General features: G+C 69.1%; 24 protein-coding genes. 4 read left to right on the top strand and 20 right to left on the bottom strand.

Features of this window, described 5'->3' with window-relative positions:
* Positions 1-83: 83 nt before the first annotated feature.
* The 10 genes from tatC to OG226_RS38470 all read right to left on the bottom strand — a co-directional run bounded on the left by tatC (position 84) and on the right by OG226_RS38470 (position 8,645).
* Entirely contained in the window at positions 84-1,046 is a 963-nt protein-coding gene (gene tatC, locus OG226_RS38515; protein WP_328684385.1) for a twin-arginine translocase subunit TatC, read from the bottom strand.
* A gap of 48 nt (positions 1,047-1,094) precedes the next feature.
* Entirely contained in the window at positions 1,095-1,376 is a 282-nt protein-coding gene (gene tatA, locus OG226_RS38510; RefSeq protein WP_328684384.1) for a Sec-independent protein translocase subunit TatA, read from the bottom strand.
* A gap of 259 nt (positions 1,377-1,635) precedes the next feature.
* The gene (locus OG226_RS38505) at positions 1,636-1,830 is read right to left on the bottom strand and encodes a hypothetical protein (protein WP_328684383.1); all 195 of its coding nucleotides are present in this window, start codon (positions 1,828-1,830) and stop codon (positions 1,636-1,638) included.
* Between the two features lie 19 nt (positions 1,831-1,849).
* Entirely contained in the window at positions 1,850-2,182 is a 333-nt protein-coding gene (locus OG226_RS38500; RefSeq protein ID WP_403590108.1) for a hypothetical protein, read from the bottom strand.
* Between the two features lie 62 nt (positions 2,183-2,244).
* Positions 2,245-3,258, bottom strand: coding sequence for a helix-turn-helix transcriptional regulator (locus OG226_RS38495; RefSeq protein WP_328684382.1), 1,014 nt, complete (start codon positions 3,256-3,258; stop codon positions 2,245-2,247).
* A gap of 19 nt (positions 3,259-3,277) precedes the next feature.
* On the bottom strand, positions 3,278-4,231 hold the full coding sequence (locus OG226_RS38490) for a helix-turn-helix transcriptional regulator (protein WP_328684381.1): 954 nt from the start codon (positions 4,229-4,231) through the stop codon (positions 3,278-3,280).
* Between the two features lie 132 nt (positions 4,232-4,363).
* Positions 4,364-4,735, bottom strand: coding sequence for an FKBP-type peptidyl-prolyl cis-trans isomerase (locus tag OG226_RS38485; protein ID WP_328684380.1), 372 nt, complete (start codon positions 4,733-4,735; stop codon positions 4,364-4,366).
* A 93-nt stretch (positions 4,736-4,828) separates the two neighbouring features.
* A complete protein-coding gene (locus OG226_RS38480; RefSeq protein ID WP_329351471.1) occupies positions 4,829-5,842 on the bottom strand; it encodes an FKBP-type peptidyl-prolyl cis-trans isomerase in 1,014 nt (337 codons plus the stop codon).
* A gap of 142 nt (positions 5,843-5,984) precedes the next feature.
* Positions 5,985-7,346, bottom strand: a complete 1,362-nt coding sequence (pafA, locus tag OG226_RS38475; protein WP_328684378.1) for a Pup--protein ligase — start codon at positions 7,344-7,346, stop codon at positions 5,985-5,987.
* A gap of 9 nt (positions 7,347-7,355) precedes the next feature.
* Entirely contained in the window at positions 7,356-8,645 is a 1,290-nt protein-coding gene (locus OG226_RS38470; RefSeq protein WP_328684377.1) for an MFS transporter, read from the bottom strand.
* Between the two features lie 100 nt (positions 8,646-8,745).
* Here OG226_RS38470 and OG226_RS38465 point away from each other — a divergent pair, with 100 nt between their 5' ends.
* A complete protein-coding gene (locus OG226_RS38465; RefSeq protein ID WP_328684376.1) occupies positions 8,746-9,762 on the top strand; it encodes a LacI family DNA-binding transcriptional regulator in 1,017 nt (338 codons plus the stop codon).
* Between the two features lie 78 nt (positions 9,763-9,840).
* On the opposite strand, the gene prcA is transcribed toward OG226_RS38465, so the two are convergent.
* The 6 genes from prcA to arc all read right to left on the bottom strand — a co-directional run bounded on the left by prcA (position 9,841) and on the right by arc (position 15,976).
* Positions 9,841-10,587: a proteasome subunit alpha gene (gene prcA, locus OG226_RS38460; RefSeq protein ID WP_328684375.1), complete on the bottom strand. Its 747-nt coding sequence runs from the start codon at positions 10,585-10,587 to the stop codon at positions 9,841-9,843.
* 68 nt (positions 10,588-10,655) lie between these two features.
* Positions 10,656-11,501 carry a proteasome subunit beta gene (gene prcB / locus OG226_RS38455; RefSeq protein ID WP_328684374.1) on the bottom strand — a complete coding sequence of 282 codons (846 nt, stop codon included), beginning with the start codon at positions 11,499-11,501 and terminating at the stop codon, positions 10,656-10,658.
* Positions 11,453-11,827, bottom strand: coding sequence for an endonuclease VII domain-containing protein (locus tag OG226_RS38450; protein WP_329353642.1), 375 nt, complete (start codon positions 11,825-11,827; stop codon positions 11,453-11,455). The genes prcB and OG226_RS38450 overlap by 49 nt, the downstream gene beginning before the upstream one ends.
* A gap of 251 nt (positions 11,828-12,078) precedes the next feature.
* Entirely contained in the window at positions 12,079-12,297 is a 219-nt protein-coding gene (locus OG226_RS38445; RefSeq protein ID WP_328684373.1) for a ubiquitin-like protein Pup, read from the bottom strand.
* A 155-nt stretch (positions 12,298-12,452) separates the two neighbouring features.
* The gene (gene dop / locus OG226_RS38440) at positions 12,453-13,964 is read right to left on the bottom strand and encodes a depupylase/deamidase Dop (RefSeq protein ID WP_329351469.1); all 1,512 of its coding nucleotides are present in this window, start codon (positions 13,962-13,964) and stop codon (positions 12,453-12,455) included.
* Between the two features lie 245 nt (positions 13,965-14,209).
* A complete protein-coding gene (gene arc / locus OG226_RS38435) occupies positions 14,210-15,976 on the bottom strand; it encodes a proteasome ATPase (protein WP_327405278.1) in 1,767 nt (588 codons plus the stop codon).
* A 386-nt stretch (positions 15,977-16,362) separates the two neighbouring features.
* On the opposite strand from arc, the gene OG226_RS38430 reads away from it, so the two are divergent.
* Positions 16,363-16,668, top strand: a complete 306-nt coding sequence (locus OG226_RS38430) for a ferredoxin (protein ID WP_328686559.1) — start codon at positions 16,363-16,365, stop codon at positions 16,666-16,668.
* 17 nt (positions 16,669-16,685) lie between these two features.
* On the opposite strand, the gene OG226_RS38425 is transcribed toward OG226_RS38430, so the two are convergent.
* The 3 genes from OG226_RS38425 to OG226_RS38415 all read right to left on the bottom strand — a co-directional run bounded on the left by OG226_RS38425 (position 16,686) and on the right by OG226_RS38415 (position 20,051).
* Positions 16,686-17,267 (bottom strand): hypothetical protein, encoded by a 582-nt coding sequence (locus OG226_RS38425; RefSeq protein WP_328684371.1) that lies wholly within the window; start codon positions 17,265-17,267, stop codon positions 16,686-16,688.
* A 247-nt stretch (positions 17,268-17,514) separates the two neighbouring features.
* Positions 17,515-18,423: a tRNA (adenine-N1)-methyltransferase gene (locus OG226_RS38420; RefSeq protein ID WP_019059114.1), complete on the bottom strand. Its 909-nt coding sequence runs from the start codon at positions 18,421-18,423 to the stop codon at positions 17,515-17,517.
* A 50-nt stretch (positions 18,424-18,473) separates the two neighbouring features.
* Complete coding sequence (locus OG226_RS38415) at positions 18,474-20,051, bottom strand: site-2 protease family protein (RefSeq protein WP_443067023.1); 1,578 nt, start codon at positions 20,049-20,051, stop codon at positions 18,474-18,476.
* 718 nt (positions 20,052-20,769) lie between these two features.
* Here OG226_RS38415 and OG226_RS38410 point away from each other — a divergent pair.
* Positions 20,770-21,828 (top strand): RecB family exonuclease, encoded by a 1,059-nt coding sequence (locus tag OG226_RS38410; RefSeq protein ID WP_329351468.1) that lies wholly within the window; start codon positions 20,770-20,772, stop codon positions 21,826-21,828.
* Positions 21,829-22,008: 180 nt separating this feature from the next.
* Complete coding sequence (locus OG226_RS38405; RefSeq protein ID WP_019066105.1) at positions 22,009-22,680, top strand: response regulator; 672 nt, start codon at positions 22,009-22,011, stop codon at positions 22,678-22,680.
* A gap of 150 nt (positions 22,681-22,830) precedes the next feature.
* Here OG226_RS38405 and OG226_RS38400 read toward each other — a convergent pair whose 3' ends face one another.
* A complete protein-coding gene (locus OG226_RS38400) occupies positions 22,831-24,435 on the bottom strand; it encodes an ABC transporter substrate-binding protein (RefSeq protein WP_328684368.1) in 1,605 nt (534 codons plus the stop codon).
* Positions 24,436-24,478: the final 43 nt, after the last annotated feature.

The following is a 24,478-nucleotide window of genomic DNA, read 5'->3' as shown; positions in this document are numbered from 1 at the left end:
TCCGTTCCCACGAGTCCTCCACACACGGAGACCGGCCGCCCGCGCTGCGGGAACGGCCGGTCTCGGCGGAGTCGGAAAGGTGATCAGGTCACGTCGTCATAGCCGTTGACCCGGTCGGAACCGGTCCCGCTCGCCTGCTCGGGCAGGGCTGCCCGGCCGGCCGAGACGGTCTCGATCTCGCCGATGTCCTCGGGGGTGAGGTCCAGGTCCGAGGCCTCGTCGTCGTCCGGTCCCTCCGCGTCGCGGCGGCGCTTGCGCCGGTCGTTGAGCAGGGAGAAGACGACAGCGGCGAAGTACAGCACCCAGATCGGCCCGGCCAGCGCCAGCATGGTCAGCGGGTCGGTGCTGGGGGTGGCCACGGCCGCGAAGACCGTGATGCCGAGGATCATGCCGCGCCACCAGCCGAGCATCCGCGTGCCCGTCAGCGCGCCCGTGAGGTTGAGCATGATCAGCAGCAGCGGCAGCTCGAAGGAGAGGCCGAAGACCAGCACCATGCGCGTGACCAGGTCGAGCAGGTCGTCGAGCGGCAGCAGGTTGTTGACGTCCTTGGGCGTGAAGCCGATCAGGACCTGCGCCGTGGTGGGCAGCACCCTGTAGGCGAAGTAGGCGCCGCCGAGGAACAGCGGGACGCCGGTGCCCACGAAGGAGAGCGCGTACTTCTTCTCGTTCTTGTGCAGGCCGGGGGCGACGAAGCCCCACAGCTGGTACAGCCAGACCGGGGAGGCCAGTACGACACCGGCCATCAGGGACACCTTCAACGCCAGTGTGAACGGCGTCAGCAGACCGTTGATCGTGATCTGCGCGCACGGCTGGGACGTTTTGGACGCCCTCGACAACTCCTCGAAGTTCTGGGAGCAGCCGACCGAGTGCAACACCGGCTTGGTGATGATGTTGACGATGTCGTTGTAGAAGAAGGCGGCCACGCAGGTCACCACGATGATGGCGAGCATCGCCTTCGCGAGCCGGTTGCGCAGCTCGCGCAGATGGTCCGCGAGGGGCATCCGCCCCTCGGGGTCCTTCTCCTTCGTGCGGGCAGACTTAGGCAACCCACGTCCTCATCTCGTGCGGCAGGCCGAGGGGGTCCCGGCCCTGCGTCAGCGCTTGGTCGTGTCCGACGGCTCGGAAACGGGACGCGCACTGGTCACGTCGCCGGGGGCCGCCTGGATGGTGCGCTGCACGGACTCGTCGGTGTTCGGCGGGCCGGCGGTGGTGGGCGTGGTGTTGCCCTCTTCCTTCATCGCCTTGGCTTCGCTCTTGAGGATGCGGGCGGACTTGCCGAGCGAGCGGGCCATGTCCGGAAGCTTCTTCGCGCCGAACAGGAGCACGATGACGACGAGGATGAGAATGATCTCGGGTGCTCCGAGCCTTCCGAACATAAGTCTTTACCTTCTCACCGAGGCGGCTGGGGTGGGGTGCTGTCCGATCGATCGGACATCTGTCCGACCTTCGTGCTGCCAGCGATCGTAACGCTCAGGGGTAAACGTGAGGCAATCCCCGTGCGTACTCCCGGTCCGCGCTCCGGGCCTCGTTATCCGGACCGCGATCAGCAGCGTACCCGCCTCCACCGACAACGTGACAGGGCAAAGTGACGCGAAGCGCATGAGGCGCGCAACTCACACCCCGCCCATATGTGACTCACAGTGCGTCCACGGAACGCGCCGTGGACGCCGCCGCGCGCTCCAGGTCCTCGGCCGCCCGGTTGATGCGGTGCGCGGCGTCCGTGACCTGGAGTCCGAGCCGCCGCGCCTCCAGGAAGACCCGGACGGAGAGCACGCCGAGCACGGCGAGACCCACAAAACCCACAGCTACCGCGACCATCGCCCAGAACATGGGGCGAGCCTAGACCCTGCTACCCGACGGAGGTCAGCCGCAGGGTCCGGACCCCGCCGCCGGTGAGCAGTTCGACGATCCGCTCGCCCGCGGGCTTGCGTACGGCCGCGCCGCAGTCGGGGCAGGTGAACGAGTAGAAGGTGGTGCGGCTGGTGGCGCCGATGGCGAGGCGCAGCGCGCTCGCCGCCAGTTCGAAGTTGCCCCGGCAGTCCGGGCAGCCCGCTCTGAACATCACGGGGACCACACTCTTCATCCCGGCGAACGCGGCGGCCACCGTCATCATCTCCGGACCACCCGAGACACCCTGGGCACCAGAGACGCCCGGGACACCCGTCATCGTCGACTCGCTCACAGCCCCTGCTCCCTCTTTCCTTGGTCGTTCGCCTCCGGGGCGCTTTCAGCCGTTACGGCTCGCTACTGCCTCTCGTCAACACCGTGCACCGCGTCAACAACACCCTGCGGGCCGTCGTACGCCGCCAACGCCTCGCGGGCGGCCCGGCGGGCGCTGTCGGCGAGGTCGCTCGGGGAGACGATCCGGCCGTCGCGCCCGAGGCGCAGGGCCAGGCGTCTCAGGGACGTCGGGTCGGGGGTGCGCAAGGTAATACGCAGCCCGCCGTCGGGAAGCTCATCGGCACTGTCGTGCGGGTAGTACTCGGCGACCCAGCGCCCGCCCGGGCCGACCTCGACGACGACCTCGGGGTCCTCGGCGGCGGGCTGGACCAGCGCCTCCGACAGGTCCCGCAGTTCGATCTCGGGCGGAGCGGACGGCTCGTCGAGGATCTTGATCTCGGCGACCCGGTCGAGCCGGAAGGTGCGGCGCGCCTCGGAGCGCCGGCACCAGGCCTCCACGTACGTGTGCCCGACGCTGACGAGCCGGATGGGGTCGATCTCACGCTCGCTCAACTCGTCGCGGGCGGGCGAGTAGTAGCGGATCCACAGGCGCCGCCGCTCCGAGATCGCCCGGTCGACGTCCGCGAAGACCCCGCCCTCGGACTCGAAGGTCACCGAGAGGCGTGCGCTGGCCCCGGCCGCCTCACCGGCCGCCGCCTCCACCTTGGCGTTGGCCCGCAGCAGCGCCTGCCGGTCGCTCTCGCGCAGGCCCGGCAGGGTCGATACGGCACGGGCGGCCACCAGGAGCGCGGTCGCCTCGTCGGCGGCGAGCCGGAGCGGTTCGGCGACGTCGTCCGGGTTGTGCCACCAGATGCGGTCGCCGTCGGTGTCGATGTCGAGCAGGTCACCGCCCCGGAAGCTGGTCCCGCACATGGGCAGCACGTCGAGGTCGGAGACCAGCTCGTCCTCGGTGATCCCGAAGGCGCGCGCGACGTCCTCGACGCGTGCTCCGGGGCGCTCCTTCAGATAGGTCACCAGGGAGAGCATCCGCCGGGTCTGGTCGATGGCGTTGACGGGCCTGACCGGTTTGCCTGCCACAGTTCTCTTCCGCTCCCCCTCAGCCCTTGGCCACGGCACGCAGCCGGTCCACCACGTCGGCCCGCAGCTCGGCGGGCTCCAGGACGACCACGTCGGGCCCGAACTCCACCAGCCAGGCGTCCAGCCCGTGGCCGTACGGAATCTCCAACTCGTCCCAGCCGTCCCCGAGTTCCCGAACCGCCGCGGCTTTCGCCCGCAAGGGGTATCCGGAGCCCGTGCGCAGCCGGATCAGCGCGGAGCGGTCGGCGGTCTCCCCCGCCCAGCTCGCGACGGTCTCGCGCACGGTGACGACGTCGGGGATGTCCGCGGTGAACCGCCCGTTGCGGGAGCGCACCTTGCCCGTGATCCGGGACAGCCGGAACACGCGCTCGGCGCCCCGGTCCCGGTCCCAGCCGGCGAGGTACCAGTGGCCGCGCCAGCACTCCAGCGCCCACGGCTCGACGTTGCGGGGTTCGGGGCGGGCGGCGGTGGCCTTGCGGTAGTCGAAGACGACGGGACGGCGGTCGCGGCAGGCCAGCATCAGCGGCTCGAACGACGCCTCGTGCACCGGGATGCGCGGTTCCAGGGCGCCGTGCGGCTCGTACGGGTCGAGGTCCTCGGGCATGCCGGCCGCGCGCAGCTTCTGCAGGGCGCCGCTCGCGGCACCGGCGAGCCGGGCCTGCTGCCACACCTTGGCGGCGAGACCGAGCGCGGCGGCCTCCTCGGCGTCGAGGGTGATGGGCGGGAGGCGGTTGCTGTCACGGCGGGCGAGATAACCGACCTCGCCGTCCAGGTTCTCCACCGTCTCGATGACGAGGCCGAGTTCGCGCAGATCGTCCTTGTCGCGCTCGAACATCCGGTTGAAGGAGTCGTCGCTGCCCGCTTCGAGATAGGCCTCGATGGATTCGCGCAGCTCACGCTTGCTGAGCGGCCGCCGCGTCCCGAGCAGACACAGCGCGAGGTTCATCAGCCGCTCGGCCTTGGCAATGGCCATCGACGCCCTTCGCCTCCCTGTATGTGCTTACGAACGATGACCGTACCGCTCCGCGGAGGCCTGGCAAAAGCCGAGGGCCCATGCCCTCACAGGCATGGGCCCCAGGTGATCGGGTCCGGTCGGAACCGGTGATCAGACGGCGATGAGGTCGACCACGAAAATCAGGGTCTCGCCCGGCTTGATCGCCGGGGTCGGGCTCTGGTTGCCGTAGGCGAGGTGCGCCGGGATGGTCAGCCGGCGACGGCCGCCGACCTTCATGCCCTGCACGCCCTTGTCCCAGCCCTTGATGACCCGGCCGCCACCGAGCGGGAACTTGAAGGGGGTGCCGCGGTTCCAGCTGGCGTCGAACTCCTCGCCGGTGCTGAAGGCGACGCCCACGTAGTGGACGGTGACGTTCTGACCCGCCACCGCGATCTCGCCGTCACCCTCCCAAAGATCCTTGATCTCCAGGTCGGCCGGGGCTTCGCCCTCCGGGAAGTCGATCTCGGGCTTCTCGATGCTCACGTCTCTGGCTCCTGCTTGTGTACGACAAGACAACTCGGACAGTCTCGCATCCCCGCCGGTGTCACGCTCCGGCCAGGGCGACCCCGACAGGGGTCACATGGCCGCCAGGATGTCCACGGAGAACACCAGGGTGTCGCCCTTCTTGATGGCACCGCCGCTCGGCGGGGTGTCCCCGTAGGCCAGGTCCGCGGGCGCGACGATCATGATGCGGCTGCCGACCTTCTTGCCCGTGATGCCCTGGGCCAGGCCCTTGACGACCGACTCCATGTCCTTGATCGCGAACTGGCTCAACCGCCCCTGGGTGTACGTCGATTCGAACTCCTTGCCGGTGGACCAGACGACGCCCTTGAACTGGCAGAGGATCGACTGTGCCTCCTTGACGACGGCTCCGTCGCTCTCCAGGACGTAGTTCGACACCAGCTTCTTCGGCGGATCCGCCTTCGGGATGGTGACCGAGGGGGCCTTGCCGTCGGTGTTCGTGCCGACCTTGGGCAGATCGGCGCCGGACTGCGCGACGGTCGAACCCTTGGCGGAGCTCTTGGCGTTGAAGGAGTCCTGGATGTCGATCACGAAGACCAGCGTGTCGGTGCCCTTGATGCCCGCCTGAGGGCTGCCCGCCGTGCCGTATCCCCAGGTCGGCGGGATGGCCATCTCGACGCGGCTGCCGACCTTCCTGCCCGCCAGGCCGTAGCGCCAGCCGTCGATGATGCCGCCCTGGGCGAGCTGGATGACCAACGAGGTCTTGCGGTCGTAGGAGTTGTCGAAGACCTTGGCCGTCGACCAGATCTGGCCCAGGTAGTTCACCTTGACGAAGTCGCCCTCCGCCACGGCCTTGCCGCCGCCCGCGATCACCGTCTTCACCGCGAGGTTCTTCGACGGAGTGCCGGTGCCCTTGGCGACGGTCGGCTTCTCGTCGAACTTGGTGCCCGCGGTGATCGCCGGCACCGGACCGTCGACGAGCTTCGGCGGCGGCACGGTCGAGGCCGAGGAGGACGGCGAGGGCGACGGCGACGCGCTGGCCTTGCTGGAGGAGGAATCGCTGTCACCGCACCCCGCGAACGTCACAAGTCCTGCGGGAACAGCGATAAGAACGGAGCGTCGGCGCACGGTGAAGGCCTCGTAATCGGTCGATCTTGTTGATGGCGTGCGCGCAACTCTACGGTGCGACACGGGCCCCGCACGTGAAACGTGCGGGGCCCGTGTGGCGTACCGAATATGCATCCGGACGTCGATATCCGGATACGTTCGCCTACATTCCGGCGATCAGTTTCTCCACCCTGTCGTCCACGGAACGGAACGGGTCCTTGCACAACACCGTGCGCTGGGCCTGGTCGTTGAGCTTGAGATGGACCCAGTCGACGGTGAAGTCCCGCCGCTGTTCCTGAGCCCTGCGGATGAAGTCGCCGCGCAGCCTGGCCCGAGTGGTCTGCGGCGGAACGGACTTGCCCTCGAAGATCTTCAAGTCGTTGCAGATCCGGGCGGCTTGGCCCTTCCTCTCCAGGAGGTAGTAGAGCCCTCGGCGACGGTGGATGTCGTGGTAGGCGAGGTCGATCTGCGCCACCCGCGGGTGGGACATGGTCATGTTGTGCTTCGCCCGGTACCGCTCGATGAGCTGGTACTTCATGACCCAGTCGATCTCGGTGCCGATCCGGTCGAGGTCCTCGGCCTCGATCGAGTCCAGCACCCGGCCCCACAGTTCGAGGACCTGCGCGACGGTGCCGGTACGGATGCCGCGGCGGTCGACGAAGTCCACGGCCTTCTCGTAGTACTCGCGCTGCACCTCGATCGCGGAGGCCTCGCGTCCGCTGGCCAGACGCACCTTGCGCCGGCCCGTGAGGTCGTGGCTGACCTCGCGGATCGCCCGGATCGGGTTCTCCAGGGTCAGGTCGCGCATCACCGTGCCCGCCTCGATCATGCGCAGCACCAGGTCGGTGGCGCCGACCTTGAGCAGCATGGTCGTCTCGGACATGTTCGAGTCGCCCACGATGACGTGGAGACGGCGGTAGCGCTCGGCGTCCGCGTGCGGTTCGTCCCGGGTGTTGATGATGGGCCGGGAACGCGTCGTCGCCGAGGAGACGCCCTCCCAGATGTGTTCGGCGCGCTGGCTGACGCAGTACACGGCGCCGCGCGGAGTCTGCAGCACCTTGCCCGCGCCGCACAGAAGCTGACGCGTGACCAGGAACGGGATGAGGATGTCCGCGAGCCGGGAGAACTCGCCGTGCCGTGCCACCAGGTAGTTCTCGTGGCAGCCGTACGAGTTGCCCGCCGAGTCGGTGTTGTTCTTGAAGAGGTAGACGTCGCCCGCGATTCCCTCCTCGTGCAGGCGTCGTTCGGCGTCCACCAGGAGTCCTTCGAGAATGCGCTCGCCGGCTTTGTCGTGGGTGACCAGTTCGGTCACGTTGTCACATTCGGGGGTCGCGTATTCCGGATGTGAGCCCACGTCGAGATAGAGCCGGGCGCCGTTTCGCAGAAAGACATTGCTGCTGCGGCCCCATGACACGACACGGCGGAAGAGGTACCGAGCCACTTCGTCGGGAGACAGACGCCGCTGTCCCCTGAACGTACACGTGACGCCGTACTCGTTCTCCAGCCCGAAAATGCGGCGGTCCATGACTGAACATTACGCCCGATCCCCTGTGCTGAAACGGGGTTCGACGGCTCGGTTTGGATCATTTTCCGATGAAGCCGCAACCACGGCTCCCCCGCCGGGAGCTGCGAGGACCCGTCCGGTGGCCAGCAGGACCAGCGACGACACCGCCCCCGCGGCCCCGGGCACGGCGAACCCCCACAGGGCCCCACCGGCCTGTACGACCGGCCCCGCGACGCCAGTTCCGACCGACGCCCCCACGGTGAACGTCGTCACAAGCCACGAGAAAGCCTCGGTGACCGTGCCCTTCGGGGCGTGCCGGTCGACGATGATGAAGGCGCAGGCGAGGGCGGGCGCGAGGAACACCCCGGCGAGCACGGTCAGCAGCACCATGCCGACCGCGCCCGGCATGAGCATCAACGGCAGGTAACACACCGCCAGCAGCCCGACCAGGACCCGCAGTCGGCGCTCCGGCACCCCGCTCCACTGCCGCGCCCCGTAGACGGTGCCGCCCAGCAGCGCGCCCAGCCCGATCGCCGCCATCAGCCAGCCGTAGACCACATCACCGCCGTGCCCGTCTGCATACGGCACGGACGCGACCGTGATCGACCCGAGCGCCATCCCGACGAACAGGAACGCGCCGAGCAGCGCCAGCAGCCCCGGCGAGCGCAGGGCGCCCAGCCAGTGCGCCTCGCGCGGCGCCGAACGCCACGCGCGCGAGGGCGGCGACACGACTACGGAGAGGGCGCCCAGCACCCCGATGACGTTCAGCACGAGCAGCGCCACGGGGGCGGACCACAGCGACACGAACACCGTCACGAGCAACGGCCCCACGGTGAACATGACTTCCTGGGCGACCGCGTCCATCGCGTACGCCGTGTGCACCTGCTCCTCGCGGCGCAGCACGGCCGGCCACAGCGCCCGCAGACCGCCCTCCAGGGGCGGCGCGAAGAGACCGGCGGCCGCGACGGCGGCGTAGGCGAGCGGCAGTGGATCGGTGCCCCAGAAGGCGAAGACGGCCATCGCGAGCGCCGACAGGACCGCGGCGGGCAGCTGCACACGCGGCTGCCCGTGGACGTCCACCAGGCGTCCCAGGAGGGGCTGTCCGACCGCGTTGGCGATGCCGTAGACGGCCGCCAGCGCCCCCGCGAGGCTGTAGGTGCCGCCCTCGGCGCGGATGAACAGCACGATCGCGATGGCGGCGGTGGCGTTCGGCAGCCGTCCCACCAGGGTGCCCACCAGCAGGCGGGTGGCGTGCCTCGCCCTGAGGATCTCCAGATATCCCACGGCCGTCTCCCCGCCCTCCCCCTCACCGTCGCGCATGAGGTTTTACGTATAACGTCTTCTGTCATACGTACCATGTGCGCTGTTCGCGAGTCCATACGGAGTCCCTACGGAGTCCTCACCAAGGAGCAGGCCGACCGTGGCACCAGCCAGCACCCGCCCCACGAGCCGCGACGTCGCGCAGGCCGCCGGCGTCTCCCAGGCCGCGGTCTCCCTGGTGCTCGGCGACAAGTGGCGCGGCCGGGTCTCGGCCACGACCGCCGAACGCGTCCGCGAGGCCGCCCGCGACCTGGGCTACCGCCCCAACCTCGCCGCCCGCAACCTCCGCCTCGGCCGCACCCGCACCGTCCTGCTCGTCGTCCCGGTGCTGACGACGGAGTTCTTCGCCGGCGTCTACACGGGCGCCGCCCGGGTCGCCGCCGAGCACGGCTTCGGCGTGGTCCTCTACCCCTCCCCCGAGGGCATCGGCCCCGCCCGCGACCCCTTCGCCTCCGCCCAGGCCGCCCTGGACGGCGTGATCGCCTCCTCCATGGCCGCCGACGCCCTCACCGCGATCCGCGGCGACCAGCTCCCCCTGGTCATGCTCGACAGCGACCCCAAGGGCAGCCTCGGCGCGGCCACCGTCAACCTGGACATCGCCGACGGCATCCGCCAGGTCGCCGACCACCTGCTGACCCTGGGCCACCGCCACTTCCTGCACCTGGCCGCCGCCGTCCCGTCCTGGACCTTCGAGGTACGCGCGCGTGAACTCGCCGCCCGGGTGGGCTCCGTGCCGGGCACCTCGGTACGGACGACCCGCGCCCCCATCTCGATCGAGGGCGCCCTGGCCGCCGCCGAGGCCGCGCTCTCGGCCCCGGGCTCGCGGGTGACCGCCCTGGTCTGCGACGACGACAAGCTCGCCGCCGGCGCCTACAAAGCGGCCCGCCGCCTGGGCCTGCGCATCCCGGACGACCTCTCGATCACCGGCCTCGACGACCTCGCCCTGGCCACCGCCATCGACCCGGAACTCACCACCGTCCGCCTGGACGCCGAGCTCTTCGGCGAACACGGCATGCGCGCCCTCCTGGCCGTCCTGGACGGCCGCGTACCGGAGGAGGGGGACATCCCGGTGGAACTGGTCGTCCGAGGCTCCACGGCGCCACCAGGCACCGCCTGACGCCCCTGTGGTCCCCGTGACGCCGCGCGCCCCGGCCGATGACCGGCCGGGGCGCGCGAGAGGCTGGGTGAGGTCGACTCACTCCTCGTCGTCGGCGTCGGACTCCTCCGACGAGGCGTCCGCGGTCCCACCCTCCAGCAGACGGGACAGCTGAGGGCCGACGATGCGCCGGAACTTGCGGGCCTGCGGACGCGTACGGTCCAGGACCGCGACCTCCAGGCGCTCGGCGGGGATCTCCCGCTCGCTGCCGTTCGTGTCGCGGGACAGGGACTGCACGGCCAGCTTGAGTGCCTCGGCGAGCGTCATGCCGTCGCGGTGGCGCTGGTCCAGATAGGTGCTGATCGTCTCGGCGTTGCCACCGACCGCGACCGAGCCGTGCTCGTCCACGATCGAACCGTCGTGCGGCAGCCGGTAGATCTGGTCCCCGTCCGGCGTGTCCCCGACCTCCGCGACGACCAGCTCCACCTCGTACGGCTTCTCGGCCGCACTGGAGAAGATCGTGCCGAGTGTCTGGGCGTAGACGTTGGCGAGACCGCGGGCGGTCACGTCTTCACGGTCGTAGGTGTAACCGCGGAGGTCGGCGTAGCGCACGCCGCCGATCCGCAGGTTCTCGTACTCGTTGTACTTTCCGGCGGCCGCGAACCCGATCCGGTCGTAGATCTCGCTGAACTTGTGCAGCGCGCGGGACGGGTTCTCGCCGACGAAGACGATGCCGTCGGCGAACTGCAGCACGACCAGGCTGCGGCCACGGGCGATGCCCTTGCGGGCGTACTCCGCCCGGTCGGCCATGGCCTGCTGGGGTGAGACATAGAACGGCGTCGACACCGGTATCCGTTCCTCTCTTTAAAGTTCCGTCGAAGTCACTGGATCACCTTGCTGAGAACGGGCCCGGGTCAGAGCAGCGCGGCGCGCGGACCGTCGGGCTGCTGCAGTCGCCGCTCCAGGATCGCGCGGGCGATCTCGGAGGACTCGTCGTCGGTGAGCCGGCGGAAACCGTCCTCGGTGATCACGGTGACGATCGGGTAGATCCGGCGGGCGACATCGGGACCGCCGGTCGCCGAGTCGTCGTCGGCCGCGTCGTAGAGGGCCTGGACCACGAGGGTCGTGGCCTCGCTCTCGGTCAGCTGGTCGTGGAAGAGCTTCTTCATGGCACCCCGCGCGAACACCGAACCGGAGCCGGTGGCCGCGTAGCCGAGCTCCTGGGAGCGGCCGCCCGTCACGTCGTAGGAGAAGATGCGGCCCTTGCCGCGGTCCACGTCGAAGCCGGCGAAGAGCGGGACCACGGCGAGGCCCTGCATGGCCATGCCGAGGTTGGAACGGATCATGGTGGACAGTCGGTTCGCCTTGCCCTCCAGGGAGAGTTGGGCGCCTTCGACCTTCTCGAAGTGCTCCAGCTCCAGCTGGAAGAGCTTGACCATCTCGACGGCCAGACCGGCGGTGCCGGCGATACCGACGGCCGAGTACTCGTCCGCGGGGAACACCTTCTCGATGTCCCGCTGTGCGATGACATTGCCCATGGTGGCTCGCCGGTCACCGGCGAGCACCACGCCGCCGGGGAACGTGACAGCGACGATCGTCGTGCCGTGCGGAGCCTCGATGACGCCCTGGGTGGGCGGCAGTTGCCGGTTGCCCGGGAGGATCTCCGGCTGGTGGTCGGAGAGGAAGTCCATGAAGGACGACGACCCAGGCGTCAGGAAGGCAGCCGGTAGACGCCCGGTGCTACGAGTGTTGGCTTCCACGCGTTTCCTTCCAGGTAGTCGGCAGCTCGGTACGCAGCTGCGGGGTCATCCCTCAACAGGCCGATGCCGGAATTGCAGTTGAAGCACAGTACGCCTCGGACCCTACCCGTCTGGTGGCAGTGATCCACATGAACCGCAGGAGCTTTCAAACAGATCACGCAGAGCCCCATTCGAGAGGCGCCCATCGCGTCACGCTCGGCTTCGGTGATGCCGTACTTCCTACGAAGGTGTCCAGCGGGACCGGCGGTCGCCTTGCAAGCCTCACAACGGCTGGCCAAGCCGTCCGGCGCGCTGGTTTTGCGGTGCCAGGCACTGTGAGGCCTCACCTCTTTGCAGCCTCGGCAGTGCTTGTGACCCGGCGGAACGGGCACCTTCTCGCGCGCTGTCCGCCCCTTGGCCTCCCGGCGCTGTCGGTAGTACTCCGCAGAGCATTCCCTGCAATACGCCTGCAGCCCGTCAGGAATCGACTTGTTGCCCGCGAAGGCCGCTCGCGGCTTGGATTCCCCGCACCGCGAGCAGCACTTCACGCCTTCTTCGTTTGCCAACCCGAAGCCCCCGGCTACCTTCGATTCGAAGGCTACTCGCCACCCTTTTGAACGAAACTTCGAACGAAGTCCTCTGCGTTCTCTTCGAGTACGTCGTCGATCTCGTCCAGAACCGAGTCGACATCGTCGCTCAGCTTCTCGTGGCGCTCCTTGAGGTCGTCGGTCGCCTGCGCTTCCTCCGCCTGCTCTTCGACCTCCTCCGTGGAGCGCGTCGCCTTCTGCTGTCCGCCGCCGGTGTCCTTGGTCGCCATAACCCTCACCCCGCTCGGTTCGACGTTCTTGATCAGACCCTACTTGCAGGGACTGACATCGGCCCCGCAGTTCCTACAACGTACGGCGGCCACCTCGATGATTCCCGGCCACCGGACATTCCACCCTGTCCGGCACCGGGGATCCGAGGGGCCCCTCAGCCGCCCGACAGGACCCTGACCAGGTCTTCCGCCGTGCGACAGCGGTCAAGAAGCTCCTTGACGTGATTACGCGTTCCGCGAAGCGGTTCCAGGGTTGGGACGCGCTGGAGCGAGTCCCGGCCCGGGAGATCGAAGATCACGGAGTCCCAGGAAGCCGCCGCGACATCGTCGGCGTACTGCTCCAGGCAGCGTCCGCGGAAGTACGCGCGCGTGTCCTCCGGAGGCGTCGTACGCGCCCGCTCGACCGTGTCCTCGTCCAGCAGCCGCTTGATGCGGCCGCGGGCCACCAGCCGGTTGTAGAGGCCCTTCTCGGCCCGTACGTCCGCGTACTGGAGGTCGACCAACTGCAGCCGGGCCGCGTCCCAGTCGAGGCCGTCACGGCGCCGGTAGCCCTCCATGAGCTCGCGCTTGGCGACCCAGTCCAGTTCGCCGGCCAGGCTCATCGGGTCGTTCTCCAGCCGGTTGAGCGTGTCCTCCCAGCGGGCCAGCACGTCCTTGGTCTGGTCGTCCGCGTCGGAGCCGTAGCGCTCCTCGACGTACTTGCGGGAGAGCTCGAAGTACTCCATCTGGAGCTGGACCGCGGTGAGGGTCCGGCCGCTGCGGAGGGTGACCAGGCGCTTGAGGGTGGGGTCGTGGGAGACCTGGTGGAGGGTGCGGACCGGCTGGTCCACGGCCAGGTCGACGGCGATGAAGCCGTCCTCGATCATGGAGAGGACCAGCGCCGTCGTGCCCAGTTTGAGGTAGGTCGAGATCTCGGAGAGGTTCGCGTCGCCGATGATCACGTGCAGCCGGCGGTACTTCTCGGCGTCCGCGTGCGGTTCGTCGCGGGTGTTGATGATCGGGCGCTTGAGCGTGGTCTCCAGGCCGACCTCGACCTCGAAGTAGTCGGCGCGCTGGCTGAGCTGGAAGCCGTGCTCGTGCCCGTCCTGGCCGATGCCGACGCGGCCCGCTCCGGTGACGACCTGGCGCGAGACGAAGAAGGGTGTCAGGTGGCGCACGATGTCCGAGAAGGGGGTCTCCCGCTTCATCAGGTAGTTCTCGTGCGTGCCGTAGGAGGCGCCCTTGTTGTCGGTGTTGTTCTTGTAGAGGTGGATCGGCTGCGCGCCCGGGAGTTGGGCCGCGCGCTCGGCGGCCTCCGCCATGATGCGCTCGCCGGCCTTGTCCCACAGGACGGCGTCCATGGGGTTGGTGACTTCGGGGGAGCTGTACTCCGGGTGTGCGTGGTCGACGTAGAGCCGTGCGCCGTTGGTGAGGATGACATTGGCGAGGCCGATGTCCTCGTCGGTGAGCTGGCTGGAGTCGGCGGTCTCCCGGGCGAGGTCGAAGCCTCGCGCGTCCCGCAGCGGGTTCTCCTCCTCGAAGTCCCAGCGGGCCCGCCGGGCCCGGTGCATCGCCGCCGCGTAGGCGTTGACGATCTGGGACGAGGTGAGCATGGCATTGGCGTTGGGGTGGCCGGGGACGGAGATCCCGTACTCCGTCTCGATGCCCATTACTCGCCGTACGGTCATGCGGCCCTCCTTGCCCGGCGGCACCCTCGGTCGGGGGCGCCGCTCAAGTACCGCTGGCGCTCCGGTGCGTGTGCGGTGCCCGTCCCCGCACTGCGCGACTCGGCGGTACCGAAGAGCCTAGAACGGCTTTGCGCTGGTGGGGAGATCATTTGCGTCATTGCCTCACGCGCCCCTTGTTGCGGCCATGGCCTGAAAAACAGTCAGCTGCGGGTACCCGCCGAGGGCACCCGCAGCCACCCTGCTTTTTACAGGTACTGACCGGTGTTCGCCACCGTGTCGATGGAGCGTCCGGTGTCGGCGCCCTGCTTGCCGGTGATGAGCGTACGGATGTAGACGATCCGTTCGCCCTTCTTTCCGGAGATCCGGGCCCAGTCGTCCGGGTTGGTGGTGTTGGGCAGGTCCTCGTTCTCCTTGAACTCGTCCACGCACGCCTGGAGGAGGTGCGAGACGCGGATGCCCTTCTGCTTGTGGTCGAGGAAGTCCTTGATGGCCATCTTCTTGGCCCGGCCCACGATGTTCTCGATCATGGCGCCGGAGTTGAAGTCCTTGAAGTAGAGGACTTCCTTGTCACCGTTGGCGTAGGTGACCTCCAGGAAGCGGTTCTCCTCGGATTCCGTGTACATGTGCTCCACGGCCGTCTGGATCATGCTCTGGACGGTGGTGGTCTTGTCGCCGCCGTGCTCGCCCACGTCGTCCGGGTGGAGCGGAAGGCGCTCGGTGAGGTACTTGCCGAAGATGTCCTTGGCGGCCTCGGCGCCGGGACGCTCGATCTTGATCTTCACGTCCAGGCGGCCGGGGCGCAGGATGGCGGGGTCGATCATGTCCTCGCGGTTCGAGGCGCCGATGACGACCACGTTCTGCAGGCCTTCCACGCCGTCGATCTCGGCGAGCAGCTGGGGGACGATGGTGTTCTCCACGTCCGAGCTGACACCGGAACCACGGGTGCGGAAGAGGGATTCCATCTCGTCGAAGAAGACGATGACGGGGGTGCCCTCGCTGGCCTTTTCCCGAGCGCGCTGGAAGACCAGGCGGATCTGCCGCTCGGTCTCACCGACGTACTTGTTGAGGAGCTCGGGGCCCTTGATGTTGAGGAAGAAGCTCTTGCCGGTGGCCTGGCCGGTGACCTCGGCGACCTTTTTGGCCAGCGAGTTGGCGACGGCCTTGGCGATGAGCGTCTTGCCGCATCCGGGGGGCCCGTACAGCAGGACGCCCTTGGGCGGCCGCAGTTCGTGCTCCTTGAAGAGCTCGGGGTAGAGGTACGGCAGTTCGACCGCGTCGCGGATCATCTCGATCTGGCCGCCCAGACCGCCGATCTGCTCGTAGCCGATGTCGGGGACCTCTTCGAGGACGAGTTCCTCGACCTCGCTCTTCGGGACGATCTCGTAGACGTAGCCGGAACGGGGTTCGAGCAGCAGGGCGTCGCCGGGGCGGATGGTGATGTCCAGCAGCGGCTCGGCGAGCCGCACCACCCGCTCCTCGTCGGTGTGCCCCACCACGAGGGCGCGTTCGCCGTCCTCCAGGATCTCCTTGAGGGTGACGATGTCGCCGACGCGCTCGTACTCCATGGCCTCGACCACGTTGAGCGCTTCGTTGAGCATTACTTCCTGGCCGCGGCGGAGCTCTTCGAGTTCCACGCTCGGGCTGACGTTCACCCGCAGTTTGCGACCGCCGGTGAAGATGTCCGCTGTGCCGTCCTCGTTGGCCACGAGGAAGACACCGAAGCCGGCCGGCGGCTGTGCGAGCCGGTCGACTTCTTCCTTGAGGGCCACGATCTGGTCGCGGGCCTCACGGAGCGTGTTGGCGAGTCGCTCGTTCTGGGCGGACACCCCGGCCAGATTGGTCTGCAGCTCGACGATCCGCTCTTCGAGAATCCTCGTGTGTCGCGGAGAGTCGGCGAGCTTACGTCGCAGGACGGCGATCTCCTGCTCAAGGTAGGCAATCTGCCCGGACGGGTCGTCGGACCCTCGTCCCGGGCGGATGCCGCGGTTCATGTCGTCGTCGTGGGCTGCCACGGTCCTCACCTCCTCCAAGGGGAGCTGGACGCTTCCAGACCCTACCTGGGTGGGTGTCGATTGAAACCCCTAGATCACAAAGACTGTCAAGGTGTGTCGTCGGTCACCCTGCGCGCTCCCTCACGCCGAGTGGATACCCACTCAACGTGATTCAGAAGCGGACTGTTCCAAGGCCGGGTTGGTCAAAACCCTTCACGACGGACGTGAGTTGCCGTACGAGCGCGTTCGACGCCCGACGGAATCCGGCCAAGGCGCCCCTGACTGAGAGTGTCCATGCGGACAGTGTCCGTCATGCGGCGGCATGAAACCTGAGATCGCGGAGAAAGGCCGTTCGGGCGGGCGGAGGTAGGGTCGACGATGTTCAACACCCGGCGGAAACAGGAGACATCACCGTGCAGGACGAGGCCGCGGCCGACGGCGAGGCGCTGGAGGTCTGGATCGACCAGGACCTCTGTACCGGCGACGGCATCTGCGCCCAGTACGCCCCCGAGGTCTTCGAGCTGGACATCGACGGTCTGGCCTATGTGAAGAGCCCGGACGACGAGCTGTTGCAGGACAAGGGCGCCACCACGCTCGTGCCGCTGCCGCTGTTGGTCGACGTCGTGGACTCCGCCAAGGAGTGCCCCGGCGACTGCATTCACGTGCGCCGGGTCGCGGACCGGGTCGAGGTGTACGGGCCCGACGCGGCCTGAGTCTCGGCGGGTCGTCGTCAGACGTTCTGGGCGTTGCCGGGGGTGGAGCGGACGAACGCGCCGTCCTGCCACTGCCACTTGGCGGTCTCTTTCACGTCGGGGCAGCAACTGGGCACGTCCGCCGTCGAGTAGCCGAGCAGTGTGGCGAGCACCGCGCCGTCTCGTACCGCGAAGTCGGTGACGGTCTCGCGGGCCTTCGGAGCGACCAGGGTGGCGACGACGCGCGGCTTGGCTGCGCCCGCTCCCTGGGTGAGGACGTAGACGCCGTCGGGCGGGGTACCCATGCCCGCGTCGCAGTGCACCACCGCCACGGTCTCCGGCCGTCCGTCGCCGTCGAGGTCTCCGGACGCCTTCTTCTGTACGACGGCCTTCACGGGGCCGCAGTCGAGAGGGAAGGCGACTCCTGTGGTCGCGGGGGCCGAGGCGGCGGGCGCGGACTTGGTCTGCGGGCCGGCGGCCTGGGCGGCGTGCGCGGAGTCGGGCTGGAGGCCCGAGGAGAGTGCCACGACGCCGGCGAGAGCCGTGGCGGTGGCGACCCAGTGGATGGGTCGGGTGTTCGTGTGTGCCAGTTCCAGTTCCGGGACGGCGGAGTGCTGCACTAGGAGTGTCTCCCGTGAGGGCTGTGCCGGTGGGGGTGGCCTGCATGTTGCCACACGGCACGGTGCGGGGGAACGGCGGGGTCGACAGTTCGTTCGCCCGGTCGCACGGGAGTGTCCGGCGGTATCGGTTCTTCAGGAATCGGTACGTCAGAAGAACGACGCCGTGGCCGAGTTCCGGAGGATTTACGGGAACTCGGCCACGGCGTTCGTACGTTGAGTGCGGCACAGGGCCGCCCTTGGGTGCGGCTCAGCGGCCGGCGGCGCCGCCACCATCGGCGTTCGGGCCGGTGTAGTCGTCGCCGTAGGCACCCTTGGAAGGGCGGCGTCGGCGCATCGGCGGCTCGACGCCGTCCGCGAGGCGGCGGGCGGTGAGGAGGAAGCCGGTGTGGCCGATCATCCGGTGGTCGGGACGGACGGCCAGGCCCTCGACGTGCCAGTTGCGGAGCATCGTCTCCCAGGCGGTCGGCTCGTTGAAGGAGCCGATCTCGCGGATGGACTCGACGGTCCGCGCGAGCTGGGTGGTGGTCGCGACGTAGCAGCACAGGATGCCGCCGGGCACGAGCGCCTTGGAGACGGCTTCCAGGCACTCCCAGGGGGCCAGCATGTCGAGGATGACGCGGTCGACGTCCAGGTCGGAGAGGTTGTCCTGGAGGTCGCCGACGGTGAGCTGCCAGGCGGGGTGCGGGCCGCCGAAGTAGCGCTCCACGTTCTGCTGGGCGATCTCGGCGAAGTCCTCGCGGCGCTCGTAGGAGTGCAGCATGCCCTGGTCGCCGATGGCGCGCAGCAGGAAGCTGCTGAGCGAGCCGGAGCCGACGCCCGCTTCCACGACGCGTGCGCCGGGGAAGATGTCGGCGAAGGCCAGGATCTGCCCCGCGTCCTTGGGGTAGACCACGGCGGCGCCGCGGGGCATGGACAGGACGTAGTCGGGGAGCAGGGGGCGCAGCGCGAGGTAGGCGACGTTTCCGGTGGTGCGGACAACGCTGCCCTCGGGAGCACCGATCAGTTCGTCGTGCGGGAAGGAACCCTTGTGGGTGTGGAAATTCTTCCCGGCTTCGAGCGTGAACGTGTAGTGGCGGCCCTTGGGGTCGGTCAGCTGAACCTGGTCCCCGACCTTGAAGGGCCCGCGCCTGCGGGCGGCACCGGTCGGTTCGGACATGTGACCAGCCTACCGGCGTTTGTGGGGGCCGCCGACCACGCGCGCGTGCGTCAGTTCGGGCGGGCCATGGCCTTCACGAAGGCGCGCTCGACGTCGGCGGCGGACAGGACGCCGTAGATCTCGCCGGTCTCCTCGACCACGAGGTACTCGGTGGCGGGGGTGGCGCGCAGGGCGTCGAGGAGGTCCTCTCCGGCGAGTTCCGCGGAGACGCGCATGCCGTCCGTGAGGTCCTGGGCGAGGCCGCTGACGACGACCCAGGGGCGACGGTGTTCGGGGACGCCGACGATGGCGGCCTCGCGGACGAGGGAGAGGGGCTGGCCGTCGGCGTCGACGACGACCAGGGCGCGGGCGCCGGCGGCGTTGGCGCGGCGCAGGGCCTCGGAGAGCGGGGTGTTGGTCTCGACGGGGACCGCGCGGCGGGTGAGGTTGCGGGCGCGGAGTTCCGGGAGGTGTTCGCGCAGTCGGGCCATACGGAGGCTGTTGCCGGCGCCGGTCCAGATGATCGCGGCGAGGATCGCGGCGAGCAGGGCGTCCGTGACGGTGTCCATGCCGCTGATGTCCTCGGTGTTGGTACCGAGGGCGCCGGTCTGGGTGAGCAGCGGGAGGCCGATCAGGACGGAGACGGCGAGGGCGCGGCCGACCCAGGCGGCGGCGATGGTGCCGCTCATGGGCCTGCCGGTGATCTTCCAGACGACGGCGCGGAGCATGCGTCCGCCGTCGAGGGGCAGGCCGGGCAGGAGGTTGAAGGCGGCCACAATGAGGTTGGAGACCATCAGGCCGGCCAGCAGGACGCCCGGGACGGTGCCGGGTTCGACGGGCAGCATGGCCAGGTAGAAGATGCCCGAGAGGATCAGCGAGAGCAGCGGGCCGACGAAGGCCAGCACGAACTCCCTGCCGGGGGTCTCGGCCTCCTTCTCGATCTCGGAGACTCCCCCGAAGAACTGCAGCTGGATGCGGCGGACCGGGAGTTTGAAGCGGAGCGCGGCGACGGTGTGGGCGAGTTCGTGCACCAGGACCGAGCCGTAGAAGGCGACCGCGAAGAAGAGGGCCACGAGGTAGCGGGCGGCGCCGAGCTCGGGCAGCACCCGGTCCAGCTGACCGCCGAACACCCAGGTGATGAGCGCGGCGACGAGGAACCAGCTGGGCGCCACGTAGACGGGCACACCGAAGGGCCGCCCCATGAGCAGGCCGCCGCCGGGCTCCTTGGGCCGCTGTGGGGGGCGGCCCTTGGCGATGCGGGGGTCTGTGTGGGGTTGGGCGTCGGGGTCGGTGTGGGCGTAGGGGAGGTTCGGGTGGCTGGGGGTGTGCTCGGCGCCGTGATCGTCGGCCGTGGGCGCGCCGTCACGTGTCGGCTCACCGTTCAGGTGGGCGGACGACGTGCTGCCGGGCTCGCTGTGGTCCTGTGCCTCGGGCGCCGTGCGGTGGTGCGTGGTGGGTGCGGAGGACCCCGAGGACGTCTCCGTCTCCTCGGCGCCGCTCTCGGCGTCGGCGGACTCCGACGGTGATCCCGGCTCCGTACGACCCCCTGCGACAGGCCCGGACGACGTCCCCGGCTCCAAGTCGCCGTCGGGTGTGTTGTGTTCGAGCGGCGTGGTCGCCTCCTCGCGGTTCTCGGGCGACGTGTTCACGTCCCCTCGGGTCTCGGACGGCGCGCCGGCGCCATCGCGGGCCTCGGACGAAGAGCGCCCGTGCTCGCGGTCCAGAGACGACGCGGCTGCGGCTGCACCTTCCCCGGACGGCGGGCTCGCGTCCCCACGGTCCTGTGCCGACGCGTCCGTGGTCCCGCGCTCCCCGGACGAGGTGCTCCCGTCGCCGTGGACCTTGGATGGCGTACTCGCGCCCTTGCCGTCTCCGGGCGACGTACCGGTGTCCCCGTGCCCTCCGGACGACAGGCTCCCGTCCCTGCGGTCCTCGGACGCCGTCTCCGTGCCCCTGCCCTCTCCGTCCGTGCCGTGCTCGGGTGACTCGGTCGCGCTCCCGTGCTCCGCGGACGACGACGTGTCCGCGTCCCCTCGCTTCTGCGAGGGCGTCTCGGGCTTCTGGTGGGCGAAGTCGTCCGGTTTCGGTTCGGGAGTGCCGGGGTCGGTGGTCGGGGTCGTGGCACCCAGGGCGTGTTCGGTCGGCTCGTTGGTGCCGGACCGCGGCTGCCCGCTCCCGCCGCTCTCGTCCACGGTGTCCCCTCGTTCGAAGCATCCTCCGCACCAACCGGGCGGAGGGGTCTCGGGTCGATGGTATGCGGCGGTCGCGACGCGTTCCGCCCCGGCACCCCCCGCGTTTCCCCGGCCGTCGCGGGCTCGTCGGCCGGGATCGGGTCACTGTCAGTGGCGGGCCGTAAGGTCTGTGGGCATGGAGACCAGTGCGGAGGGCGTCGCGGGGACAGTCGACGACGAGGGCGTGGCGGCGGGGCCGACCGCGGCGGTGACGGCGGGGACGGGGACGGTGGACGTGGTCGAGCGCGTCGCCATGGGTCCTGCCTCGTTGTCGCCCTCGCGTGCCAGTGACTTCATGCAGTGCCCGTTGCTGTACCGGTTCCGGGTGATCGACCGGCTCCCGCAGAAGCCCAGCGAGGCGGCGACCAGGGGGACCCTGGTGCACTCGGTGCTGGAGCGGCTCTTCGACGCGCCGGCGGCCGAGCGTACGGCGCCGCGGGCCAAGTCGCTGATCCCCGGGCAGTGGGACCGGCTGCGGGAGTCCCGGCCGGAGGTCCTGGAGCTGTTCGCCGATGATCCCGAGGGCGAGCGGCTGGCGCGCTGGCTCGGGGAGGCGGAGCGGCTGGTCGAGCGCTGGTTCTCCCTGGAGGATCCGACACGGCTGGAGCCCGCCGAGCGGGAGATGTTCGTCGAGGCCGAGCTGGATTCGGGGCTGAAGCTGCGCGGGATCATCGACCGGGTCGACGTGGCGCCCACGGGCGATGTGCGGATCGTCGACTACAAGACGGGCAAGGCGCCGCGGCCCGAGTACGCCGAGGGCGCGCTGTTCCAGATGAAGTTCTACGCCCTGGTGGTCTGGCGGCTGAAGCAGGTCGTCCCGCGGCGGCTCCAGCTGGTGTATCTGGGCAGCGGGGACGTGGTGACGTACGACCCCGTCATCGCCGACCTGGAGCGGGTGGAGCGCAAGCTGCTGGCCCTGTGGGAGGCGATCCGGCTGGCCACGGAGACGGGCGACTGGCGCCCGCGCCCGACCAAGCTGTGCGGCTGGTGCGACCACCAGGAGGTGTGCCCGGAGTTCGGCGGCACTCCCCCGCCGTATCCGTTGCCGGTCCGGAGGGCCGACGGCGGTTCTGACGGGGTTGCTGAGGCGGCGGGTGGAGCTTCCGCTGAGGGTGTTGAGGCCGTGGGCGGTGTGTCCGCTGAAGGCACCTCGGGTCCGGAGACTGCGGACGATCTCTCCGCCAAGGGGTCGTAGGCGACGGACAGTCGCTCCCCCAAGGGTCCGTCCGTACGGCGCCCCCGCCACAAGTCCGGACACAGCGAACCGCGTCCCAACACCCCCTCCCACCAAGACCCGACAGCGGGCCCCAAGGCCGGTCGAGTCGTCCGGCGGTGCGCAGGGCAGAATGGGCCCGGGCTAGCGAAGGAGATTCACGTGGCCATCCGCGTCCTACTGGTTGATGACCAGCCGCTGCTGCGAACCGGGTTCCGGATGATTCTGGAGGCGGAGCAGGATCTCGCGGTCGTCGGTGAGGCCGGTGACGGTCTGCAGGCGCTCGACCAGGTGCGTGCTCTGCAGCCCGATGTGGTGCTGATGGACATCCGTATGCCGCGGATGGACGGGGTGGAGGCGACCCGGCAGATCACCGGTCCCGGTCGGGACGGTCCGGCCAAGGTGCTGGTGCTGACCACCTTCGATCTCGACGAGTACGTCGTGGAGGCGTTGCGGGCCGGAGCCAGTGGCTTCCTGCTCAAGGACGCGCCGGCGAACGAACTCGTGCAGGCGATCCGGGTGGTGGCCGCCGGCGAGGCCATGCTCGCGCCGAGCATCACGCGGCGGCTGCTCGACAAGTACGCCGGACATCTGCCGTCCGGTGACGAGCCCGTCCCGGACGCCCTGCACACGTTGACCGAGCGTGAGGTCGAGGTGCTGAAGCTGGTGGCGCGCGGGCTGTCGAACGCGGAGATCGCCGCCGACCTGTTCGTCAGCGAGACCACCGTCAAGACGCATGTGGGGCACGTCCTCACCAAGTTGGGCCTGCGCGACCGGGTCCAGGCCGCGGTGTACGCGTACGAGAGCGGGCTGGTGCGACCCGGCGCGCAGTAGACACCGGTCACATACGAAAGAGGGCGCCCCTTCCTGACAGGGGCGCCCTCTTTCGTGTCTGCGGGCCCGGGCCGACAGGCCAGTGGCCGGTCCCGCCGGATTCGGCGGGACCGGCCACTGGTTGAGCTTGTTCAGCGCGTGACCGCGCTGTCAGTTGCCCACGCCTCGGCCCAGCTCCCAGAGCTGGAGGGTCGAGGAGGAGTTGAGCACGTACGCGGTGCCCGTGACGTCGTCGCGGGCGGCGACGTACTGCTTGCCCTGCCACAGCGGGATCAGCGGGACGTCGGTGGCGACGATGTCCTGGATGGCCGTGAGGCTCTTGGACGCGGCGAGGCGGTCGGCCTCACGACGGGACTCCGGGATCAGCGTGCTCCTGATCTTGGTGTTGTCGTACGGCGAGCCGAGGGTGTTGTCCTTGTCGAGGAAGGGCGCGAGGTAGTTGTCGGCGTCGGGGAAGTCCGGGAACCAGCCCATCCCGTAGACGTCGTACTTGCCCTTCTGCTCGGCCGGGCGGAACGTCGCCCAGGGAGTGCCCTTGATGCTGACGTCGAACAGGCCGCTGTCGTTGAGCTGCTTCTGGAGCTGCTCGAACTCTTCCTTGGTGGCCGAACCGTAGTGGTCGGTCGTGTAGTTCAGGGTCAGCTTCACCGGAGTGGTGATGTTGGCCCCCTCCATCGTCAGCTTGGCCTTGGCGACGCTCGGGTCGCCGTACTTGTTGAAGAACGAGTTCGAGTGGCCCGTGATGGTCGCCGGGACCATGGAGTAGAGCGGCTCGGCCTCGGTGCCGTAGACCTTGGAGACGAGTTCGCCGCGGTCGATGATCTGGGCCATCGCCTCGCGTACGGCCTTCGTCTTCACGCTCGGGGCGTTGGTGTTGAAGCCCAGGTAGCGGATTTCGAGGCCGGGCATCTCGACGAGGTCGACGTCGCCGTCCGTGTCGTCGCTGAGCTTCTGGATCTGCTCCGGCGACATCGTGCGCGTCATGACGTCGATGTCGCCCTTGCTGATGGCGCTGCCCATGGCGTCGGCGTCGGCGAAGGAACGCATCTCGACCTTGTTGTTGTTCACCTTCAAGGCACCCTTGTAATTGGGGTTCTTGGTGAAGGTGGCCGTCGTGATCGCGTCGTCCTTCTTGGACACCGAGAGGGTGTACGGGCCGGAGCCGTCGATGTCGAAGCCGTCGCGCAGCTTGTCCTTCTGGTAGTCGTCCGGATTCACGATGCCGGCGACGGGAGTGGACAGCTTGTACGGGAACGTGGCGTCGGCCGTCTTCAGGTGGAAGATGACCTCGCGGTCGCCCTGGGTCTCGACGGTATCGACGGTCGACAGCAGGGCGAACACACCGCTGTCGGCCTTGATGCGCATCGCGCGGTCGATGGAGTACTTCACATCTTCCGCGGTGATCTTGTCGCCGTTGGCGAACTTCAGGCCCTCGCGCAGGGTGCAGGCGTAGCGCTCGTTGCCGGTGTCGGTGAAGCCGCACTTCTCGGCGGCCTCGGGGACCGGGTCGCCCTCGCCCTTCGGCTGGATCATCAGGGTCTGCACGGTCTGGCGCAGGATGTTCCAGGTGCCGACGTCGTAGGCGTAGGCGGGGTCGAGCGGCGCCGGAGCGTCCTTCGTCGCCTCGAACCGGTCCGTGGTGCCGACGATGATCGCATCGTCGCTGGAACTCCCGCTGCCGGAGCCGCCACACGCGGCGAGCACCGGCGCGAGCAGGCCGACGACGGCCGGCAGCACCAAAGTCTTGCGGTTCATGCGGGAGTTTCTCCAGAGCTGTTCGAGTCCGTGTACCCGGCAT

The organism is Streptomyces sp. NBC_01261 (genome assembly GCF_036226385.1).
GTDB lineage: Bacteria > Actinomycetota > Actinomycetes > Streptomycetales > Streptomycetaceae > Streptomyces.
Note: the sequence above shows the minus strand (reverse complement) of the source record. Positions and strands in the feature narration are given on the sequence as shown.

What these genes read in the sequence shown, in the direction of transcription:
- OG226_RS38420 (WP_019059114.1), bottom strand. Translation starts at nt 18,423, where the DNA reads ATGTCCGAACCGACCGGTGCCGCCCGCAGGCGCGGGCCCTTCAAGGTC.
- pafA (WP_328684378.1), bottom strand. Translation starts at nt 7,346, where the DNA reads ATGGACCGCCGCATTTTCGGGCTGGAGAACGAGTACGGCGTCACGTGT.
- OG226_RS38490 (WP_328684381.1), bottom strand. Translation starts at nt 4,231, where the DNA reads ATGGCCATTGCCAAGGCCGAGCGGCTGATGAACCTCGCGCTGTGTCTG.
- OG226_RS38400 (WP_328684368.1), bottom strand. Translation starts at nt 24,435, where the DNA reads ATGAACCGCAAGACTTTGGTGCTGCCGGCCGTCGTCGGCCTGCTCGCG.
- dop (WP_329351469.1), bottom strand. Translation starts at nt 13,964, where the DNA reads ATGACCGTACGGCGAGTAATGGGCATCGAGACGGAGTACGGGATCTCC.
- OG226_RS38445 (WP_328684373.1), bottom strand. Translation starts at nt 12,297, where the DNA reads ATGGCGACCAAGGACACCGGCGGCGGACAGCAGAAGGCGACGCGCTCC.
- OG226_RS38470 (WP_328684377.1), bottom strand. Translation starts at nt 8,645, where the DNA reads ATGCGCGACGGTGAGGGGGAGGGCGGGGAGACGGCCGTGGGATATCTG.
- tatA (WP_328684384.1), bottom strand. Translation starts at nt 1,376, where the DNA reads ATGTTCGGAAGGCTCGGAGCACCCGAGATCATTCTCATCCTCGTCGTC.
- OG226_RS38505 (WP_328684383.1), bottom strand. Translation starts at nt 1,830, where the DNA reads ATGTTCTGGGCGATGGTCGCGGTAGCTGTGGGTTTTGTGGGTCTCGCC.
- OG226_RS38410 (WP_329351468.1), top strand. Translation starts at nt 20,770, where the DNA reads ATGGAGACCAGTGCGGAGGGCGTCGCGGGGACAGTCGACGACGAGGGC.